The sequence below is a fragment of the Fibrobacter sp. UWB15 genome, assembly GCF_900177705.1.
Classification (GTDB): Bacteria; Fibrobacterota; Fibrobacteria; order Fibrobacterales; family Fibrobacteraceae; genus Fibrobacter.
Genome location: NZ_FXBA01000010.1, coordinates 74,827 through 94,675 on the forward strand (window position 1 = coordinate 74,827; position 19,849 = coordinate 94,675).

General features: G+C 51.3%; 9 protein-coding genes. 4 read left to right on the forward strand and 5 right to left on the reverse strand.

Annotated features, from left to right (window positions below):
* Nucleotides 1-366 precede the first annotated feature (366 nt).
* The 3 genes from ahcY to B9Y58_RS12510 form a co-directional block, all read right to left on the reverse strand.
* Complete coding sequence (gene ahcY, locus B9Y58_RS12500) at nt 367-1,827, reverse strand: adenosylhomocysteinase (protein WP_073057466.1); 1,461 nt, start codon at nt 1,825-1,827, stop codon at nt 367-369.
* A 141-nt stretch (nt 1,828-1,968) separates the two neighbouring features.
* Nucleotides 1,969-2,265 carry an STAS domain-containing protein gene (locus B9Y58_RS12505; RefSeq protein WP_073057469.1) on the reverse strand — a complete coding sequence of 99 codons (297 nt, stop codon included), beginning with the start codon at nt 2,263-2,265 and terminating at the stop codon, nt 1,969-1,971.
* 29 nt (nt 2,266-2,294) lie between these two features.
* On the reverse strand, nt 2,295-4,748 hold the full coding sequence (locus B9Y58_RS12510) for a SpoIIE family protein phosphatase (RefSeq protein WP_073057472.1): 2,454 nt from the start codon (nt 4,746-4,748) through the stop codon (nt 2,295-2,297).
* 256 nt (nt 4,749-5,004) lie between these two features.
* Between B9Y58_RS12510 and B9Y58_RS12515 the strand changes: the two genes are divergently transcribed.
* Together B9Y58_RS12515 and B9Y58_RS12520 are read left to right on the forward strand one after the other, a co-directional pair.
* Entirely contained in the window at nt 5,005-6,540 is a 1,536-nt protein-coding gene (locus tag B9Y58_RS12515; protein ID WP_073057475.1) for an Rne/Rng family ribonuclease, read from the forward strand.
* Between the two features lie 93 nt (nt 6,541-6,633).
* Nucleotides 6,634-9,201, forward strand: a complete 2,568-nt coding sequence (locus B9Y58_RS12520; protein WP_073057529.1) for a hypothetical protein — start codon at nt 6,634-6,636, stop codon at nt 9,199-9,201.
* Nucleotides 9,202-9,375: 174 nt separating this feature from the next.
* Here the strand turns inward: B9Y58_RS12520 and pta are convergent, their stop codons facing one another.
* Nucleotides 9,376-10,764 (reverse strand): phosphate acetyltransferase, encoded by a 1,389-nt coding sequence (gene pta, locus B9Y58_RS12525; RefSeq protein WP_073057478.1) that lies wholly within the window; start codon nt 10,762-10,764, stop codon nt 9,376-9,378.
* A gap of 268 nt (nt 10,765-11,032) precedes the next feature.
* Here pta and B9Y58_RS12530 point away from each other — a divergent pair, with 268 nt between their 5' ends.
* Together B9Y58_RS12530 and B9Y58_RS12535 are read left to right on the forward strand one after the other, a co-directional pair.
* Nucleotides 11,033-14,902 (forward strand): fibro-slime domain-containing protein, encoded by a 3,870-nt coding sequence (locus B9Y58_RS12530; RefSeq protein ID WP_159450070.1) that lies wholly within the window; start codon nt 11,033-11,035, stop codon nt 14,900-14,902.
* Between the two features lie 190 nt (nt 14,903-15,092).
* Nucleotides 15,093-18,863, forward strand: coding sequence for a fibro-slime domain-containing protein (locus B9Y58_RS12535; RefSeq protein ID WP_073057485.1), 3,771 nt, complete (start codon nt 15,093-15,095; stop codon nt 18,861-18,863).
* A 99-nt stretch (nt 18,864-18,962) separates the two neighbouring features.
* On the opposite strand, the gene B9Y58_RS12540 is transcribed toward B9Y58_RS12535, so the two are convergent.
* On the reverse strand, nt 18,963-19,721 hold the full coding sequence (locus B9Y58_RS12540; RefSeq protein WP_073057488.1) for a hypothetical protein: 759 nt from the start codon (nt 19,719-19,721) through the stop codon (nt 18,963-18,965).
* Nucleotides 19,722-19,849 lie beyond the last annotated feature (128 nt).

Consider the following 19,849-nt stretch of genomic DNA (forward strand, 5'->3'; position numbering starts at 1 on the left):
TCCTTATGACATTAACTGCCACCAGTTTATAAGTTTACTTGTGGATTTAGCGATCGAGATGGTGTAATATCTTGGTCGCCGTGAATTGGAACCGTCCAGTAAGGAATCAGCCTACTCGGTTCTCAATTTAGGGGCTTAAAATTCTTCCCTTTGATATAATTCTGATTGGGTATCCTCTGTTTTATCCACAACCTAAATTATATCAAAGTTGTTTCTTGGTATGGATTTTCAGCTATTTTTTATAAAAAAACTCCCCGCGCATTTTAATTGCACGGGGAAATTTTTAGATCCTTCGCGACCTATGGTCGCTCAGGATGACGCTTCTCTCGTCTTTAGTAGTTATTCTTAACCACCAACCACTAATCACTAGTACCTGTAATGATCAGCCTTGTACGGGCCTTCCACAGGCACGCCGATGTAGTCGGCCTGGGCCTTGGTGAGGGTCGTCAGGTGAACGCCGAGCTTTTCGAGGTGGAGGCGTGCGACCTTTTCGTCGAGGATCTTCGGGAGCGTATAGACGACACCGCTTTCGTACTTGATGCCGGCGACAGTCTGCTTGCCCTGGGCGTTGAGCCAAAGGTCGATCTGCGCGATGGTCTGGTTCGTGAAGCTTGCGCTCATCACGAAGCTCGGGTGACCGGTAGCGCAGCCGAGGTTCAGCAGGCGGCCTTCGGCGAGCACGAGGATGCTGTGGCCGTCGGGGAAAATCCATTCGTCGTACTGCGGCTTGATTTCGTTCCTCTTGATGCCCGGAATCTTCTTGAGGCCAGCCATGTCGATTTCGTTGTCGAAGTGGCCGATGTTACCGACGATGGCGCGGTGCTTCATCTTGCTCATCTGTGCTGCGCTAATGATGCCGGTGTTGCCGGTGGTGGTCACGAAGATGTCGGCGTAGCTCACGACTTCGTCGAGGGTCTTGACTTCGTAGCCTTCCATGGCGGCCTGGAGTGCGCAAATCGGGTCGATTTCGGTGATGATCACGCGGGCACCCTGACCGCGCAGCGACTGTGCGCAGCCCTTACCCACGTCGCCGTAGCCGCACACTACGGCAATCTTGCCAGCCATCATCACGTCGGTGGCGCGGTTGATGCCGTCGATGAGGGAGTGGCGGCAGCCGTAGAGGTTGTCGAACTTGGACTTGGTCACGGAATCGTTCACGTTGATGGCCGGGAACTTGAGGCGGCCGGCCTGGGCCATCTGGTACAGGCGATGCACGCCGGTGGTGGTTTCTTCAGAAACGCCGCGGAGAGCCTCGCGGGCGCGGGTCCACTGCTTCGGGTCCTTCTCGAAAATCTTTTTGCAGGTGGCGAGGAACACGCCCCATTCTTCGCTGTCGGTAGCGGGGTTGAATTCGGGCACCTTGCCGGCGTCTTCGAATTCGGCGCCGCAGGTCACGAGCATGGTGGCGTCGCCGCCGTCATCCACGATGAGGTCTGCGGTCTTGCCGTCGGGCCACACGAGGGCGCGGGCGGTGTTTTCCCAGTATTCTTCCAAGGATTCACCCTTCCAGGCGAACACGGGCACGCCCTGCGGATTTTCTACGGTGCCCTTCTTGCCCACCACGACGGCGGCGGCAGCGTTGTCCTGCGTGCTGAAGATGTTGCAGCTCACCCAGCGCACGTCGGCACCGAGGTCCACGAGCGTTTCAATCAAAATAGCGGTCTGCACGGTCATGTGGAGGCTACCCATGATGCGGGCGCCAGCGAGCGGCTTCTTGCCGGCGTATTCCTTGCGCAGCGCCATCAGGCCCGGCATTTCGGTTTCGGCGAGGTCGAGTTCCTTGCGGCCTTCCACTGCAAGGTTGATATCCTTAATTTTGTATTCCATGTTAATATATCCTTTTTAAAAATCCTTGTTTATGCATAAATATAGTTATATGCATAAAACGTGTCAACGGCCCCGGTAATAAAAAATCCCCGACCGGGGTCGGGGGTAAGTCTTGCGGACCAATCTTATTAAATAGGCTGGTTATTCGATAGTCAGAATGTCGCAGAACCCGGTCACTTCGAAAATTTCCTTGATGGCCGAACTTGCGTTCTTTACGACCATGGAACCCTGTTTGTTCATGATCTTCTGCGCGGCAAGGAAAATACGGAGACCGGCAGAAGAAATGTATTCCACGTTCTTCAGGTCGATGACGAGGGACTTGATTCCGTCCAGCTTGCCCTGGATTTCGGCGTCCAGTTGCGGAGCGGTCAGGGTATCGATACGTCCTGTAATAGCGATAGTCAGTGCATCTCCGTTAAGTGTTTTGTTGATTTGCATAATTAACCTCTCTCTTTAATTTAATTTTTTTATAAAGTCTTGGTGATTGCCAGTTCATTCTTGTCGCCATTTCTGCGGTAACATACGCTGTCCATGGTCTTCTTCACGATAAAGATTCCAAGCCCGCCGATTTCACGTTCTTCGGCCGGGAGCGAAATGTCGGGGTCGGCTTGCTTAATGGGATCGTAGGGCTTGCCGTTGTCGATAAAGGTGAGTCTTGCCATCATCGTCGCCTTGCGAATTTCCACAATCAGGGTCACCTCGGTCGCACCCGAGAACTTGACTATGTTGCTATAGATTTCGTCGATAGCGATGTTGATCTGCATTTGCGACTTCATGGAACCGTCCATGGGCGCAAGGATTCCTTCCACGAAGGCCGTCAGGATGTCCTGATTTTCGGGAATAACATCCACTATTTTTTCATAACGCTCCCAAGCGTCTTGCATTTGCATTTTCTTTGCTCCATCCATTGGTGTCAAGATGTCTTCTACAAACGATTTGAGTTCACCCTTGTTGTTGCCCGAAACGTCAATCGTTTTTTCGTAGCGTTCCCACACGGGTTCGTCGCTTCCGTTGAATTTGATGGCGAGCATGGTGATGTCGTCAAACTGCGGAGCATCCTTCACAAAAGAATCGATTTCTTTCTTTACAAAAGAGCATGTGTCTGCGGTGTTCATGTTGCCGCTCTTCTTGAGCGCTTCAATAAGTCTATCGTTATTGAACAGCTGGTTATTGCTGTCGGTCGCTTCGGTGACACCGTCGGTGTAAAGGAATAGCGTGTCGCCTTTTTTCATTTCGCAAGTCTGCAACTTGTAAACAGTGCCTTCCATGGCGGCCATCACGAGGCCTGCCTTACTGGGAATAAATTCCACGGAGCCGTCCTTGTGTCGGATTGCAGGCGGGTTGTGGCCCGCCGAGGCAAAGTCAATATGTCCTGTACGCAGGTCGATAATGCCTGCCCAGACCGTTACGAACATGTTCAGCCGGTTGCGCTTGGCGAGAGCGTAGTTGGTTTTATTGAAAGCGTCAACGACAGACTTCAAGTTCTTGGTCATGGTGCGGAGGATTATTCGTGCAACCATCATGAACAGGGCTGCGGCAACGCCCTTGCCGGACACGTCGCCAATCACTACACACAAATGATCGTTATCAATTTTAAAGAAGTCGTAGAAATCGCCGCCCACTTCCTTGGCGGGGAGCAGGAACGGTGCAAGTTCGTGGCGGTCATCATCGGAGTTTTCGTCACGTTCTTCGCCGGGCAACATCGAAAGTTGAATGTTCCGTGCAAGGTCAAGTTCGCGCTCGATGCGCTTCATGTCCTTTTGCTTTTCAATGTTGTCCTTGAGTTCGGTGAGCATATTCGAGAATGCCCATGCAAATTCTGCAACCTCGTCACGGCCTTTCATTTTCGGAATGGCGACATCGAAGTTTCCGCGTCCCAGTTTTCTGGCCGCCATGGCCAGCTCCTTGAGCGGCTTTGCCACGCGGAAAGAAATCAGCAAGATAATCACGAGTATGATGCCGTAGCCGCCGAGAGCCATCAGCAGGAATAGCTTGCGCATGGCCTTCTGGTCTTCCAGGTACTTTTGAATAGGCCAGACAACCATGAATGTCCAATTGGTAGAATTAATGGTGGTGTAGTAAATGGCCGATTCTTCGCCGTCGGCAACCGTACCGATAAACAGCCCGCTGCTGTCGCGGCCTTTGCGGTCAAAATCGATTAGCTTCTGTCCGCGCTTTTCCCTTACAATAATGTCGCGGTTTCTTTTTCCTTGGGCAAGTTCCTTGGGGTACGCCACAGCCAAGTTCTTGGCGGTGGTAACCAAGGCGTATCCGGAGTTCGAAACAGGAATCGATCCGATTTCTTCTTTCAGGAATTCGATGGACATGTCAACGGCAAGCACGCCGACTAGCACGTCTTCGCCATTCTTGTCTTTCTTGAAAAGGGGAACGGTATAGACTGCAATCGGTTCCGGGACGAATTCGCCAATGAAGGGTTCTTGCCAGCGGCTCGTTTTGCCGTCTCTTACGCTGTAGTACCATTCCTTGTCCTGGTAGTTCGCACCAGATACAAGCTTGGTATCAACGTGGTCAAAGCGGGCGAGTCGCATGTATTCGCCTTCTGTGTTTTCGGGGCCCATTCCCGGTTCGTAGGCGACTACCACAGCGACCACTTGGGGCACCAGGTTGCGGGCGTTAAAGAGCGACTGCAGCAAAAAGTCGTCCATGTCGCTTTTGGTCATGGGGTGATCGGTCAGTTTGTGCGACAAGTCCTCGCCAATGAGCTTGCTTGCGTTAAAGAGCTTGTCGATGTAGTTCACGTTGGCGCGGCTTGTTTCTTCGCCGTTCTCGACGGTCATCTTGTTTAGCATGTTCTGAGTCTTGTAACTCATGATGCCAAAAATCAAGCCGAACACGACTGTAATAGCCGCGAGAATCATCAAGGACTGCTTAAAAGCGAGCCCGCGGAAATTAAATCCCATATATTCCTCTCTTCTTATTGTTTAAAATATATGTAATTTTCTGTCTTTTTTGCCTTTTTTTCTTGAAATTCCGCCTATTTTCATTTTTTGAAATCCGGAATATGAATACGGACTTATTATATTTATGTTCCCTAGACTTTACGCTGTGGAAATGCGGTACTTTCCGTAAGAGAAACACGTGGGTTCGGAAGCGTCCATACTTTTGGAAAGCTTCTTAGGGACGTCCAACAAGTTTTGCTTACTTTTAGGAGCTTTAATGGCAAATAAGTGCAAGCGCGGAATTTTGATTAGTAAGACCCCTTACGAAAAACGTATCGCCATCATGGAAGACGGCGAACTCGTTGAACTTGTCGTTGAGGGTGTATCTTCTAATCGAGTTCTGGGCAATATTTATAAGGGCGTGGTCCAGAAGGTGCTTCCGGCACTCAAGGCTGCGTTCATTGATATTGGCCTTGAAAAGGCAGGCTTTTTGCATCAAGAAGACGCCATGGACAGAAACGAACTCCTCCGCCGCGAATATGGCGACGATGACGACGAGGACGGTTCTTCCAAGGAAGTCTCGATTGACGAAATTCTGCAAGAAGGTCAAGAAATCATGGTTCAGGTGGTCAAGGAACCGATTAGCACCAAGGGTGCCCGTCTGACCACGCACCTGAGCTTTGCAGGTCGTTTCCTCGTGTGCATGCCAGGCACCAACTTCATTGGGGTGTCCAAGCGTGAACGCGACCCGGCCAAGCGCCGCGAATTCAAGAAGGTGGTCCGCCGCCTCAAGGGTCGCGACGTGGGCTACATCGTTCGTACCAACGGTCTGAACGAATCCGAATTCGAAATCAACAAGCAGATGCGCGAACTCGAAAGCAAGTGGGAACAGACGAAGTACAACTTCGAAAATCAGCCTGCCGAAACCTGCATCTACGAAGAATCCGATTCTATTGAACAGACCGTTCGCGAATACTTCAGCGATAACACCGACTACGTGTATATCGACAACCGCGACGAATACTTCGCCCTGCGTGAATACCTCAAGGTACTCTCGCCGGACAAGCTCGACAAGGTGAAGCTCTGGAGTTCCAACGAAAGCTTGTTCGAATACTTCAAGATCGAAAACGACTACGCCCGTTCCCTGCAGCGTCAGGTACCGCTCCCGCGTGGCGGCAACCTCGTCATCGAACAGACCGAAGCACTCGTCTCTATCGACGTGAACACCGGACCGAAGGTGCACGGCAAGGACCAGGGCAAGATCATCCTCGAAACCAACATCGACGCCTGCTACGAAATCGCAAAGCAGCTTAGGCTCCGCGATGTGGGTGGCCTGATTATTATCGACTTTATCGATATGGAATCCGAAGAAGACAACGAAAAGGTCTACCAGGAATTCCGCAAGGCAATCCGCCGCGACAAGGCCCCGATCAGCCCCGCTCCCATCAGCCAGTTTGGCCTCATGGAAGTCACCCGTAAGCGCGTCCGCGTGAACCTGATGACTGAAAAGACCGAACGCTGCCCGGTTTGCGACGGCGATGGCCGTATTGCAACGCTCGAATCCACGCTCGGCATGATCGACCGCTGGATGGCTCGCGCCAAGGCCAAGGGCAAGCTCCGCGAAGTGACCCTCGTGGTAAGCGCCCAGGTGATCGACGTGCTCTGCAAGGACCACAACCGCATGTTCAACTACTTGGAATACAAGCATGGCATGAGCATCAGCCTGGTGGAAGACGAACACGCTCACATCAACCAGTTCTGGTTCTACGACAAGAACAACGAAGACATTACCGACCTCTACAAGTTCGTGTAATTTGTTCGTCATGTAATTAAACAAGGCCGCTCAACCGAGCGGCCTTGTTTTTTTGTAAATGGGATTTTATATTTGAGAGAAAAGGAGGAAATGATGTTTAAGTGGTTATTCTTCACTATTGCTACGCTTGTAACGCTAGCCAATGCATATACCATCACATACAATTATACAGGAGCCGAAGGCGGTTCTTGCACCGCGTCTGGAGTTAAGGATTCTGTTAGCGTCAAGTGTTCTGCGCCTAGCGGATACACTTGGGCGAGCGCCTCTTTAAAAGGTGAAGGTTCTTCAATCAGGTATTGCGTTCCTGACAGTTGCGTGGCAGACATCAAGGGCGACGTAACATTCAATGCCGAATATGCAAAATCCGAAAACGTCCGCAAGATTTCATGGCTTGAAACGGGATTCGGACTTCAGAATATTGTTCATGGTTATGCCATTGTAACCGATCCGGAGCAGACCAAGTTCCTGCTTGCGGCTGCCGTTGGCGATTCCGTTAAAATGACGCCTATGCCGGTAGAACGTTACCATTGGAAAAAATGGTACGACCGCAGCGGTTCTTCAAGAACTGAAATTAAAACAGAAGACAGCGTGTACGTGTTTGAAATGCCCGACATGAACCTTTCATTGGAAGCGGAATTCGATTATAACACTTACCGTGTTGTTGCAGACATGAATGGTGGCCCCGGTGTATACTTCGACAGAGTCTGTTCAACTTTCGATTTCTGTTATCTTTGGAAAGATTCGACACATTGGGACGGCCATATTTTCCAGGGCTGGATGTTGGAAAAAGACGCTCAAGACACCTTCTTTATTCCGTTTGCCATGTTTACGGAGCCGCTTACGATACTACAATGGGACAGTGTCACGATGTATGCAAAATGGTTCGAGGCGAAGGTTCCCCAAAAGGTCAACGGATGCTATCAGATTGGCAGTGCAAACGAACTCTACGGATTCTCCTACCTTGTTAGCGGCAAGGACGGCTATGAAATAGAACAGGATGCCTGTGGCGAACTCACTGCCGACATTGTCGTGAACAAAAACGTGTTGACAGCAACCGATTCACTCCGTAAGGATGCCGACCATTTGCTGTACTGGGTACCGATTGGAACGGCTGCCAAGCCCTTCATGGGAAAGTTCAACGGCAAGGGACATACGATTAGCGGACTTTACCTGAAGAATTCTGCTGGAAACGACGTCGGTTTGTTTGGCAAAGTACAAAGCGCAGAAAATAAGGTTGTTTCTATTGACAGTGTGGGCGTTATTGATTCTTACATTGAAGGAAAGGAACGTGTAGGAGGCTTTGTTGGTGCAGTCGTAGAAAAGACGAATTTGTCTATAACTCACTCGTATGTTAACATGACCATTGTTGGACGCGAAATTGGCGGGCTTGTAGGCGGAAATAATGATTCCGTGAAAATCTCTATTGACCATTCTTATCATTCAGGGAAAATGTATCCTAACTCATCAATTCGTGACAAAGCCATTATGGGTGGCTTGATGGCACGTGCCGGAAGCGAATCATCCATTGCCATATCCAATTCCAATAACAAGGGAACTATAGATATCGCGGATTATATATTGGTCGATGCAGGCGGGTTGATAGGAACTGCGGAAAAAATGACTGCGTTTACTATAGACAAAAGCTACAATGCGGCAAGAATAACTGGAAACAAATATAACGAATATTCCGCCGGAAGAGAGGTCGGAGGATTAATTGGTCGAATAGCTTCCAGGCATGTAGTAATATCGAATTCGTACAACGCGGGAGATATCGACTTGAGCTCTGGGGGATATTGCAATAATATGGCTGGAGGTTTATTAGGTCTCTCTTTTGTCGATTCACTGGAAGTATCTGGTTCTTATAACCGTGCTTCAATTACCGCCGACATTGCATCGGGCCTTATTGCTGAAGCAAGTGGCTACAAACTGACTATATCGACTTCTCATAATGATGGAAAAATTCAAACTCAGTCTGATTCACACAGTATGGCATCTAGGTGCAATGCTAGTGGTTTAATTGGTATTAATGAAAATACTTCGATAATCAATTCGTACAATATAGGCCAGATTGAAATCTACGACTCATACAATAAGAAAACCATACAGGGTGGTGGATTCTCAACAAAAACGGAAAGTCTTTCCATCATCAATTCTTACAATATGAGCGAAAATGCTTTCGACGTTTGCCAAGCGCTTCCCAAAGTGATGGCTAATGTCTTTTTCCGCAACCAATCGACTTGCGAAGGTTCAGTTAGCAAGAATTCGCCCGAAGAATTCGCTGACGGTTCTATTGCCTGGGCGTTGTACAATTATAGCGCCGAAGGCGTAGACGGCCACGTATGGGGCCAGAAGGTCGGCACCGATCCGTATCCGCTCCTGAATGGTGCCGGTGTTGAAGGCTACGATGGCGGACGTACCTCGGTTGCGTTCAAGCCGAGCGTCAATTCCTTTACGATTGCAACTCAGGGTAGAAAGGTTCAGATCACGGGCGCTGCCGTAGGTGCGCCGTTCCACGTATTCGATATTCAGGGCAGAAATATTCCTGTCGCAGGATTTGCAAATCCGCGAATCAATGCGCCCGATTTTGAAATAAGCTTGCCTAACAAGGGCCGCTACCTGATATCTATCGGCGGAATCACAAGAACCATTTCCGTAAAGTAAAAACTGTTTGAAAAAAGAAAAGGCGCCTCGTTAGACGAGGCGCTTCTTGTATATAGTTTCGAATTTAGACTCGAGCGGTTTTACCGTGAGCAACAAACGCCTCGTATTAACGAGGCGTGGTTGCGAGAGCGAGCGCTCTGGGTACGTACTTAGTACGATTGGGCGCGAGCGGTCTTAGTTAGCTTGAACTGCTGTAAGGGCAATCGTGTAGACGATGTCTTCCACGAGGGCGCCGCGGCTGAGGTCGTTCACCGGCTTGGCGAGGCCCTGCAACATCGGGCCGATGGCAATCGTGCCATGGGCACTGCGCTGCACGGCCTTGTAGCCGATGTTACCGGCAGAGAGGCTCGGGAACACGAACACGGTCGCCTTGCCGGCGACGGTGCTGCCCGGGGCCTTCAGGGAACCGACGCTCGGCACGGTCGCGGCGTCATACTGCAGCGGGCCATCCACGAGCATTTCGGGGCGGGCTTCCTTCACGATCTTGGTGGCTTCGCGCACGAGGTCTGCATCCGGGCCCTTGCCGCTGTTCATGGTGCTGTAGCTGAGCAAGGCGACACGGCTCGGGAGGCCGAAGGCCTTGGCGGTGTCGTCGCACTGTTGGGCAATGCCGGCGAGTTCTTCGGCAGTCGGGTTCAGGTTAATAGCGCAGTCGCCGTAAATGTAAGTCTTGTCCGGCATGCACATAAAGAACACGGAGCTCACGGACTTCACGCCCGGAGCGCACTTGATCACCTGCAAAGCGGGGCGCAATGTGTCAGCGGTGGAGTGGATGGCGCCAGAAACAAGGCCATCGACTTCGCCCATCTTGAGCATCATGGTGCCGAGCATCACGTTGTCGGCGAGTGCTGCGCGGGCCTGGTCTTCGGTCATGCCCTTGGACTTGCGGAGTTCCACGAGAGTCGGCACATACTTTTCGGCAAGTTCTGCAGACGGTTCAATAATTTCGATATCAGCCGGGAGCGTTACACCCTGTTCCTTGGCAACAGCAAAGATTTCGTCCTTCTTGCCGATGAGCACCGGCACTGCAATCTTGCGGTCAATCACGAGCTTCGCGGCCTGCACGGTACGCGGTTCAGAACCTTCGGGGAGCACGATGCGCTTCTTAGCCTTGGAAGCCTTGAGGAGAAGGCCTGCACGGAACATGGCCTGGCTGGTCTTGCGTTCGGCCGGTTCGGCGGCAAGGTCTGCAGCGAGGCACTTGCAGCAAGCGAGCAGGCGCTTGGGGCAGAACAAGTCGGCGTCTTCGCCGTCAGAATAAATCTTTGCATCGAGGGCGGTTGCCAAGGAATCATTGTACTTCTGGGCCATCACGTCGCTCATGCCCTGTGCACCTTCGACCACCACGGCGTCTACGGAATCAAAGTCCTGCGAAAGAAAGTCGGCCGCGATCTTTTCCATAAGCACGGCGGAATTGTGGGCCTTCAGTTCCTTGACGGCGTCGGCACCGTTCACGCAGGGCTTGTAGGCGGCTGCAATTAGGCCGGCACCTGCGACTGCATCCATGACTTCCTTGACTTTGGCTTCCATATTGGCGGAGGCGACCAAATACACTCGATTCATAAAAAACTCCTGTTGATTTGTAAATTCCTCCTAAAAATTAGGATTTTGATACCCCGCAGGCCTCGCTTTTTGTATTTAATTAGTGGATTTTATTGAACTTCTCTCCATAAACCTTATAAAATCCGCAAAAAGACCACCTGGTAAAGGTTTATTTTCAGATAGGTATTGTAAAATAACCTATTTTTATGCTGGTTGTGTCTTGTGTGTGGGACATTCATGGAGAGAACGGATGAAGTGCAAAAACTTTTTCCGGGGTTTAGCATTGTGCTTGACCCTTTTAGTTGTTAACACATTTGCGCAGGACTGTGTTGCCATAGCCCATGTTATTTACGATGGCAATAACCTTTTCTACGCCGATAACGAAGCCAATTTCAAGTACAAGCAGTTGAGCAAAGAAGACGACGGTACGTTTAAAGTCTGCTTCACTCAGGAACGCCTTGAAGGTTCCGACCGAAAGGGTAGAGAAGACGTGCGCCAGTTGCGTTTCGGCTCTTTCTGCGCCGAGGGCAAGGATTCCTGCGCCTCTTACTTGAACGAAGGCCACGAACCCTTCCTCGCCGAACTGTTCCCTGAGTACAAGAACGGCGTCGACAGTCAGCAGGTGTTCCAGGTCTGGCTCCAGATTAACCCCGACGGCACGTTGACAAAGTCAACGACCAAACCGGTCATTGTGGAACCTGCCAAGAAGACGATCCGCTTCCTCGCTCCGTGGAGCAATACGGGTGTGGTCATCATGCTGAACGGCAAGGCCGACTACACGACTCCGGTGGGTAGTCCCTACTGCGGCTGGTTCGAATACCGCGCCGTACTGACCCCCAAAGACGCCTACGTGTCTTTCAAGCAGACCATCGGTGACCTGCATATCGGTGCCGAAGGCGCCTCCAAGGAAGAAATCCCCGTGGAACAGGAAATCAAGCTGGATTCCCTGCTGCAAATTTCCGATACCGTCTGGATTGTGGGTTCCAAGTACAGCGAACCCGAACTCTATACGGAATTCCCCGGCGAACTCGGCGACTGCCCCATCAAGAAGCTCCCGGTCATGATGTTCGACTGGCTGCATGGCGATGGCAGCGACGAAGAAAACACCAAGGCCCAGGCCGGCACCACAAGCCAGGACTTCGGTACCGGTGGATGCAAGAACGACAATGGTCACCAGATTATGAAGGGCATGGTCGAACGAGAACTGGGCCCCAACGGCGTTCCTGTTCCTGCTGCAAACTTCCCGAGCAACTGCAAAGTTACAGAACACCTCGGCAACTGGTTCTTGCCCGAAGTTGTCGCAACCGATGCCGCCGGCAATAGCTACACCAACGCCACCTGTCGTGACCTTGAACTTTCGCTCACCGACGATGGCTTCTGGTTCGGCCAGAAAAATACCGAAAGCCCTGAAAGAGGTCTTTTCTTCTTGGACGACTTCCAGTTCCTCGATTCGGCAGGCACTGTGCCGAACCCCATGTACGACAACATTTCCTCTGACTACGGGACGCACAACTACGGCTTTACCATGAAGATCCAGGCCACCTTCGAATACGTGCCTGGCCAGTACTTTGAATTCCTGGGCGACGACGATGTGTGGGTGTTCATCAACAACAAGTTGGTGGTGGATATCGGCGGCCAGCATACGCAGATCGAGGGCAAGGTCAAACTCGACACCATCGGCAAGAATAATCCTGCAGACAAGCTAATTCCTGGCGAAACATACCCCTTCCACATCTTCTACGCCGAACGTCACCGCAACGAATCGAACTTCAAGATGCGCACCTCCATGGACTTGAAGGCCGAAGCGAGTATGTTCCTGACTGACCTTTCGGATGACCCGAAGTTGATTGTCAAGGAAGTATGGCAGATTGTGCGCGAAACGGTTCTCGCTTGCGACTTTTCCACTAGCCCCGAAAAGCAGCACACCGAACGTGGCCCGTCTAACTTTACCCTTTACGGCAAGAGCCTCGACAAGAATGGCGTCGCTCTCAAGACACTCGATTCCGCTTACTACGGCGGCATTACCGTGACAAACGACTTCACCATGATTACCATCGATACCAAGGCGATCACGAAGGCTCAGGCGCTCCCGCCGGGAAACTACTATGTCCGCGTGCGTCTCAAGACCAATCCGGATGACTACAAGGATATTCCCTTCACTATTGAACCTTATGAATTGCCCAACATTGCCTTTGCAAACGTGAAGGATTCCATCTACTCCATCGTGGATTTCGATACCCAGGATACCCTGAACTTCACGGAATACTGGAGCCCCTTTGGTGATGAACTGAGCCGCAGCATTTCTAGCGACACCTTGCCCATCAACTTGAGTAGGGACAAATCCGAAAAACTCTGGGCCGGACAGTCTTACCCCGTCAGCATCATGTATGCCGAAGAATGGGCTATCATTTATAACGGCATCGCCGTGAACATCAAGACTTCAACTCCGAACCTCATCGTTTGCGACGCCATGGGTAACCCCATCAACCAGGTGCTGCTGATGGGTGGCCGAGCAAGGTTCTTTGTGAAGGCTACCGACGAGGTGATTGACGGGGTGCTCACCATCTCGACCGAAGGCTCCAAGAACAAGGAAATTCAATGGACCAAGATCAACATCGCGGTGCCGCCGGTTCCGCAAATTGAGAACGCCTATATTTACGACCGTACAGGTGACGGCCGCGCCGACAGCATCTGGATTAAGCTCACTAAGCCGATCGACGCACGCACCAGTATCGATTCGATCAAGTTCCTGTTCCAGGAAGACTACGAAGAATACAAGGCGACCAAGGTCGCATATAAGGTCGACAATTACAACATCGGTGATATTTCTATTTCGATTACCGCTCCGGGAACGGGCTTCGAATCGAATATCTTTACCGGTGGCAAGACCAGTCCTTATGCCGGCTTGATCAACATCTGGTACACCTACATTGACGAAGACAACAAGATTGCTCATTTCCCTGTTGACGGTTCCTTGACGGATATGGTAGGCCCAGTGATTACCGCCGCCGAAGTCAAGTACCTGAAAGACGGCAATACGCAGGTGACATTGACCTTCAGTGAAGGCATTGACGGCACCGACGCCCACACCGAATTGTTTAGGTTCCATTGCTGGAAGAACAACGTCCAGGATTCCATCATCAAGAGTGCAAGTGACATTCTGACCTCTCCTGAAGATCAGTGGAAACTGATTTTCCCGAAGGGTCTCGACACCGATATTGTTCCTGCCGTAGGCGACTCCGTACGCTTTATGCCGCCGTCACAGTTGGGTATGGCTCTCGACCTTGTCGGAGTCGGTCCTCACGAAATGAACCCCTGGATTCGCATTACCGGCGAACAGAAGGTGACCGTGACCAGCCCGAAGGTGGTAAGCCTTTCTACCGAATCGGAAACCTTCGACAGCGCCCGCGTGATTATCCAGAGCCCCGAAGCGACCGTGCCCAAGCTGGTTTCTGCCGAGACATCCATGTCGGCGGACCAGGTGGCTGCACAGTACGGTACGCAGGGACATTACCTGGGCGACTTGGACATGGCAGAACTTGTAGAAAACGAAATCGCCGAAATCGTGAAGGCTGTGCAGAACAAGTCCGACGGTTACAAGCGCAAGGAAGACGTAGAGCTTGAAGAAGAAACGGGCGTTCCGGCCAAGAGCTATTCGCTTAAGGAAATCATTGCCGCAGTAGACGCCGGTACCATGACGATCAACGAAGCCAAAAAGCAATACGGCTTGAGCGAAGTCATCGTGGATGCTTACAAGAACAATCTGCTGAATAGTGAAAACCTGGGTAACTACGAACGTGGAACCAAGGCTGACGTTCAGAAAATCGTGAGTGCCGTCGCTGACAAGACCGAGTTGCGTTACGAGGCAATCTACTATTCGAGCCTGGGCCATTACGTGAATAGTCATTCGGGTACTATTACCTGTAACGACGACATCTTTAAGGAAGGTGGCAAGCAGAACTGTCTCGAAAATGGCGGCCGACTCTTCTTGGCTTGGAACATGCGTTCCGATAACGGACGGTTGGCCGCAACTGGCGTCTATATCGCCCGACTCATTTTCCGTGTGAAGGTGAACACCAAGGTCATCGTCAACCGTACGCAGGACTTCCTGTGGGGCGTGCGTCGCGGCCAGGTAAATGCCATCGACTTTGGCCTCTAGCCCGATTTTTTGGGAGAAATTGCCCCGTACACGGGGGGATTTCCCTAAAATACACTTGTTTTACACAATTGTTAAGCATAATTAACGGCATTTTCAGGGTGCCGTGTTGATTTTTTTACTAAAAAAATTTATTTCTACTATAAAGATTATAAATATACGTACAGTTGGGCCAAAAACCCAGGAGATGTGGATGAGGTGTAATTTGTTCAAGAGAGCAACTAGTTTGCTCGCTTTGTTTGCGACCGCGGCGTTGGCTGCGGACTTTTCTGTTGACGTAAGCTACGAAGGCCAAAACCTCTACTATACGATCTATACAGGTCGTACTCAGAACAAGTCCTGTACTTCCACCAGAAATGGAATTTCATTTAGTACGAACACTCTTGAAAATCGTACGATCAGGTTCTACACGGATCGATCCTGTCGTAGTCCGCAACCCTTGACGACAATCAATGCCGAAGAGTTGTTCGCAAGCGACTATTCTGTCTATATCAAGATAGAGCGCTCCGGTGAATGGTCTTTTACTTCGGCTCCGATTCCTGGTGAAAACCCCGGAGGTCCCGGTCAGGAACCGGGTGAAAATCCCGGTGATGGGCCCGGCAGGGACAATCCCCCGCCGACAAGGGGCGGAAAGTACGTCACCTTCTTTACTCCTTGGTCCAACACCAACGCCATTTTGTATGTGAACGGCGATTCTGTTTCTACGATGTCCGCAATGGATAAGTATTGCGGCTGGTTTGTTACATCGGCAAAGGCATCTGAAAATCTGAACGTCTACTTTAAGCAGACTATTGGCGGTAACTATGTCGGCGCCGAAGGCCTTACTAAAATAGAACCTACTACCGCAACAGAAATTAGCCTCGATTCTGTGGCAGCCTTGAGCGATACGATTTGGGTCAAGGGCAACCAGGAAGGCGCCCCCGAAGTCTATTCCCAGCGTCCCGCAGGCATTCTGGGCGATTGCCCCTTGAAAAAGCTCCCGGTCATGATGTTCGACTGGCTGCACGGTAGTGAGGGTGATGGCGTACGTGGCAATGGTAATCCTGAATATGGTATCAGTGCGGACTTCGGTTCTGGCGGATGTAGCGGTAGCCCCATGCTTGGCATGGTTGCAACAGAACTCGGCCCGTACGGTGTTCCGGTTCCTGCAACTCCGTTCCCTGAGAAATGCCAGATTACCGAACATTTGGCTAACTGGTTCTTGCCCGAAGTTCTCGCCACAGACGATCAAGGCAATCAATACACCAATATGACTTGCCGCGACCTCTACATCTCCATGGACGATGAAGGTTTCTGGCTTGCCGAAATTTCGAAGGACGCTATTTCGAAGGGTAACGAAGCCAATCGCGGCGGTATGTTCCTTCTGGACGACTTCAAGTACCTGGACGAAGGTGAATCGATTCCTAACCCCTATTACGACCAGCTGAGAGGGGGTAGCGATAACAGGAACCATAACTTCGGATTCACCATGAAGATCCAGGCAACGTTCGAATACGTGCCGGGCCAGTATTTCGACTTCTTGGGTGATGACGACGTGTGGGTGTTCATCAATAACAAGCTGGTGGTGGATATCGGTGGTCAGCACGCCCAAGTTCGCGGCGCCGTCAATCTCGATACCTTGGGACTTACGGAAGGCGAAACTTATCCGTTCCATATCTTCTACGCCGAACGTCATACGAGCTCTTCGAACTTCCGTATGCATACTTCGATTGACCTGAAGACTGAAGCAAGCATCATGCTCAAGAACGCTTCGGACGACCCGAACGTGATTGGCAAGGAAATCTACCAGAGAGTCCGCAAGAGCAAACTCGCCTGCGACTTCGGCGGTGGCGAAACGGAACTCTCCTTGGAACGCGGCCCCTCTGTCTTTACGCTCTTTGGCGGCAACCTGCCCGACGAAGGCGTGGAACTGGATTCCGCTGGTCTGTGGTTTGGCGGTATTGTCATCAGCAAGGATTTCGATGCGTTTGATGTGAACAAGGAAGACATCAAGAAGAATCATGGTCTTGCTCCGGGAACCTACTTTATCCGCGTCGCACTGCGGTCTGACAACAGCCAGTACAGAGACGTGTACTTCGTTGTTGGCGCCTACGATCTGCCGAAACTGGTATATGTCGATTCTGTCGGAAACGTCCTGGGCGAAACAGTTCGCAGCGATGTCTATCAGCTCAGCATGCGCAAAGACACCATGTGGGTGGGCCAGACCTACAAGGTCTATGTGCAGTACGCTGACGAATGGGCAAATCCCAACGAAATCGTTTATCCTTCCACCAACGACAACGCTTTGATTCCTTGCGACTCTTTGGGTAACCCCATCACTGAAATCCAGCTCAGGAATTACCAGGGTTCGTTCTATGTGAAGGCGGTGGGTGAAGTCTGGGGCGGCGCCCTCTACGTTAAGGGGCAGGCCTCTGCAAACACCGCGACCTGGACCGGTATCAATTTCGCTTTGCCTCCTGTACCGCAGATTGAACTTGCCTACATGTACGATAACGACGGCGATGGCCGTGGCGATAGCATCTGGATCAAGTTTAACGGAAAACTGGGCGGAAAGAATATTCTGGATTCCGCCAGGTTCACCTTCGGTTCGAATTTCAATACCTCCTACAAGCCCAAGTATGTTGATGGCTCTAACGAAGCGATTGTAGTTGCAAAGGGTAGCGGTTTTGGAACAGCTCCCTTTACCGGCGACACCTTGGCAAAAGTCTATACTGGGCAGATCAGGGTTTGGTACACCTATATTGACAATAACAATAGGTCTATATTCCCGGCAGAAGGACAGCTTCAGGATCAGGTCGGACCGATCGTGAACAAGGCCGAAGTTTCTTATATGAAGGATGGCAACACGCAGTTGATCTTGACCTTCAGCGAAAGCATTCTCAATCTTGATGTAAGTTCCGATGTGTTCCGCTTCCATGTCTGGAAAAACGGAATCCTGGATTCCTTGGTCAAGACGGCAAGTGACATTTCTGTATCGGCTCCGCACCGCTGGAAATTGATTTTCCCGAAGGGTGCAGATACCGATGTCATTCCGGCTGTGGGTGACTCCGTACGCTTCACTCCGCCTCCGTCCCTCACGCTCGCCTACGACATGATGAATGTGACTCCGCATATGAACAACCCCTGGGTTCGCATTACGGGTGAACAGAAGGTGAATGTGACAAGTCCGGGCGTCGTGACGCTGAATCCGGAATCCCCGGCATACGAAAATGCCAGAGAAATTATCAGAAGCCAAGAATCCACTGTTCCAAGAATCATTCAGGATCCGTCGATTCTTACTGCAGAACAGGCTGCTGCCGCTTACGGTACCCAGGGGCACTTCTTGGGCGACCTGAACATGGCGGAACTTGTTGAAAATGAAATTACGGAAGTCTCCAGGGCCGTGCAGGCGGTGCCCTCTTATGTAAGTAAGGACGAAGCGAAGGCCGCCGAAAAGGCTGGCACACAGCCCAGGAGCTACACCATCGAAGAAATCATCGCTGTCGTTGACGCTGGCGGAATGACAATCAACGAAGCCAAGAAACAATTCGGTTTGAGCGATGTCATCGTGGATGCCTACAAGAACGGGATCCTCAATTCGGGAAACATCGACCATTACCAGCGTGGCACTAAGGAAGATATCAAGCAGATCGTCGAGGCGGTTGCCGAAAACACGGAACTCTACTACAAGGCTACCTACTACTCTAGCCTGGGTGAATTCGTGAACAGCTACTCCAACGTGATTACCTGCAACGGCGATATCTTCAAGGAAGGCGGCAGGGGTACTTGCCTCGACAATAACGGCAAGCTGTTCCTCGCTTGGAACATGCGCGCCGAAAATGGCAGACTAGTATCTACCGGCGTGTACATCGCCCGACTGGAATACCGCATCAGGGTGGGGACCAAGACCGTCGTGAACCGTACGCAGGACTTCCTGTGGGGTGTACGCCGCGGCAAGGCAAACGCGCTTGACTTGGGCCTCTAGGTCCCTGTATTAGAACAAAGAAACTCTCTCGGCAAAAAGAAGACCGCGCCTTTGGGGGCGCGGCCTTCTTGCGTTATATATTTCGCTAAAGGATTTAGGTTATTTCTTGTCGAGCTTTGCGTTGATTTGTTTCTGGAGTTCTTTCAGGTGCCAGCGGCCACGCTTGTCTTCAAGGAAAAAATTGGTGCGGATTCCGCGCGAAAGACCGCGGTCAATAATGTTCAGCGCGTCGGCGTAACGCTTCTGGTCAAAGCGCAGTTCTGCCAAAAAGTAATAGTTGTATAAGTCGCGCGGGTTTTTCTCGAGTGCGAGGCTCAAGTACTTGTCGGCAAGTTTCTTGTCGGGCCACGAAAGCACCAGCGGCACGTAGGGCAGCACGAAGTGGGCACGTCCCAGCACCTGGTAGTCTTCGGCCATAATGGCGACGTCTCGAACCCTTGTGGCAACACCTTCTTTAACCGAGGTGAGGGCGCCGCGTTCGTTGCCCCACATCGAAAGGGCGCTTGCGTACACGTGGGCGATTTCCCTGTTCTTCGGGAACTTCTGGTAGGCAGCTTCGCTGATAGTCTTTAGGCTGTCGAGCTTTGCCTTGCGCTGGTGCTTTTCGAAGTGCACAAATCGGAATGCAAAGAACAGACTCCTGACATAACCTTCGGTGGCGCGTTCTTCTACGGAGGCGTCGTTCATGGCCTTGCGGTAGCTGTCGATCATGAGCCTTGCGTTCTTGGGATTCGCCTTGTCGCCAATGGCATGTTCTGCACGGGCGTTAAAGCAGGAATCGGCAATGCGCAGGTCTTCGTTTGCAAGGCATACGACGCTTGCAACGGACATCAGCAATGTGACCAAGAGTTTTTTCATTTTCCCCTTAACAGAAACTACACTCGCCAATTTTGCAGTACTTTATTCAATTGGGCAATTCGCGACTTTTCGTCGTTGGTGCCGTGATAGGTCTTGAATAAAAGATAGCGATATTCCATAAGTGCAGT